At 75.6% G+C, this 2,439-nt stretch carries 2 protein-coding genes; both read right to left on the bottom strand.

Features of this window, described 5'->3' with window-relative positions:
• The coding region (gene hutH, locus G3I42_RS05250; RefSeq protein ID WP_164282808.1) for a histidine ammonia-lyase at positions 1–1,524 on the bottom strand (1,524 nt) is incomplete at its 3' end.
• A 73-nt stretch (positions 1,525–1,597) separates the two neighbouring features.
• Positions 1,598–2,439, bottom strand: an 842-nt coding sequence (locus G3I42_RS05245; protein ID WP_164282806.1) for a GGDEF domain-containing protein, incomplete at its 5' end; no start/stop codon positions are given.

The raw sequence follows: 2,439 nt of genomic DNA, 5'->3' as shown, positions 1-2,439 counted from the left end.
CTCGACGGCACGTACGAGGCCGCCCTCGCGGACGAAGGTCTCCGCCGCGGCGAGGTCGGGGGCGAGGAAGCGGTCGGGGCCCGCGCCGAGCACTCCGGCGGCCCGTACGGCGTCGAGCGCCGCGCGCCCGCCGTCCGAGGCGCCCGGGCCGCCGTCGGCGGTACGGATCTCCAGCGCGCGCGTCGCGGCGTACAGCTCCACGGCCACGACGCGCGTCAGGTTCGCCACCGCCGTACGGAGCTTGCGCGCCGCCGACCAGCCCATCGAGACGTGGTCCTCCTGCATCGCCGAGGACGGGATCGAGTCCACCGAGGCCGGGACGGCGAGCCGCTTCAGCTCGCTGACCAGCGCCGCCTGCGTGTACTGGGCGATCATCAGCCCGGAGTCGACGCCCGCGTCGTCGGCGAGGAAGGGCGGCAGGCCGTGCGAGCGGTTCTTGTCGAGGAGCCGGTCGGTGCGGCGCTCGGCGATCGAGGCGAGGTCGGCGGCGGCGATCGCGAGGAAGTCGAGCACGTACGCGACCGGGGCACCGTGGAAGTTGCCGTTCGACTCGACGCGGCCGTCCGCCAGGACGACCGGGTTGTCCACGGCGGCGGCGAGTTCCCGCTCGGCGACCGTACGGGCGTGGGCGAGCGTGTCGCGGCCCGCGCCCGCGACCTGCGGGGCGCAGCGCACCGAGTAGGCGTCCTGGACGCGCGGGGCCTCGTCCTGGTGGTGCCCGGTGAGCCGCGAGTTCGCGAGCACCTTGAGCATGTTCGCGGCGCTCGCGGCCTGGCCCGGGTGCGGGCGGACGGCCTGGAGCTCGGGGGCGAGGACCTTCTGGGTGCCGAGGAGCGCTTCGAGGGAGAGCGCGGCGGTGATGTCGGCGGCGGTGTAGAGGCGCGCGAGGTCGTCGAGGGCCATGAGGAGCATGCCGAGCATGCCGTCCGTGCCGTTGAGGAGCGCCAGCCCCTCCTTCTCGCGCAGCGCGACGGGCTGGAGGCCGTGCGCCTCAAGCAGTTCCCCGGCGGGCCGGACGACGCCGTCAGGGCCCTCCGCGTCGCCCTCGCCCATGAGGGTCAGGGCGCAGTGGCTGAGCGGGGCGAGGTCGCCGGAGCAGCCGAGCGAGCCGTACTCGTGGACGACGGGGGTGATCCCGGCGTTGAGCAGGTCGGCCATCGCCTGCGCCACCTCGGGGCGCACGCCCGTGTGCCCCGAGCACACCGTCTTCAGGCGCAGGAACATCAGCGCCCGCACCACCTCGCGCTCGACGCGCGGACCCATCCCGGCCGCGTGCGAGCGGACGATGTTGCGCTGGAGCCTGGCGCGCAGCTCGGGGGCGATGTGCCGGCTCGCGAGCGCCCCGAACCCGGTCGAGACGCCGTAGACGGGTTCGGGCTTCTCGGCGAGCGCGTCGATCGTCGCCCGCGCCTTCGCCAGCGCCTCACGCGCCTCGGCACCCAGCTCCACCCGCGCGTCGTCACGGGCCACGGCAAGAACCTCGGCCGCGGCGACACCGCTGGAACCGAGCACCACAGTGTGCATATCCATATTCACGAGCGTACGGAATGAATCGAAGGGATGACAGGGCGGTGGAGGGGTCGGGCCGAAGACACGTTCATCCGCTCGCCGAAGGGCCGCCCGGCCCGCTCCCGGGCGGGCCCTCCGGCCGGCGCCGTCGCCCCCGGATGCGGCGGCGTTCCGTGGGGGGTGCTGTGTCGTCCGGGAGGTCGGGGGCGGTGGTGGGGTCGGCGCGTACCGCGTCGGCCAGGCGGATCACCGGGTCGTCGCGGCCCGCCACCACCGGGCGCCTCGCCGCGAGGCCCTTCGCCTCGTACTGCGCCGCGTCCGCGAGGCGGAAGAGGCGGCGGGCCGAGGGGACCGGGCCGATGGGATCGCCCGTGGACGCGACGCCGCACGCGACGCCCTCGCCCGCGTCGAGCGCGTACGCCGCCGTACAGATCTCCTCGGCGACCGCGACGACCTCGTCCGCCTCGGGCCCCACCGCCAGCAGGCAGAACTCGTCGCCGCCGAGGCGCGCGGCGAGCGTGCCCGCGCCGAGCCGGGCGGCGCCGCGCGAGAGCACGCAGCCGAAGCGTTCGAGCAGGTGGTCGCCGACCGCGTGCCCCTGCGTGTCGTTGACGCGCTTGAGGCCGTTCAGGTCGCACACGACCAGGCTCAGCACGAGCCCTTCCGTACGGTGCCGCTCCAAGGCCTCGTCCAGGCGCTGGTCGACCAGACGGCGGTTGGCGAGGCCCGTGAGCGGGTCGGTGAAGGCGAGCCTGCGGGCCTCCTCCAGGCGGTGGAGCTGGGCGAGACCGGCCGCGACGACGGCGGCGAGCACCGTCGCGAGCCCCGCGTCGGCCGGCCCGAAGACCGGCGCCCCGACGGGGCGCGCCACGTACAGCTCGCCCCACGCGCGCCCGTCGAGCACGAGCGGCGCGACGACGCAGGCGCCGC

It is taken from the genome of Streptomyces sp. SID11385 (assembly GCF_010548245.1).
GTDB lineage: Bacteria > Actinomycetota > Actinomycetes > Streptomycetales > Streptomycetaceae > Streptomyces.
The sequence above is the reverse complement of the archived record's forward strand: the minus strand, read 5'-3'. Positions and strand labels throughout refer to the sequence as shown.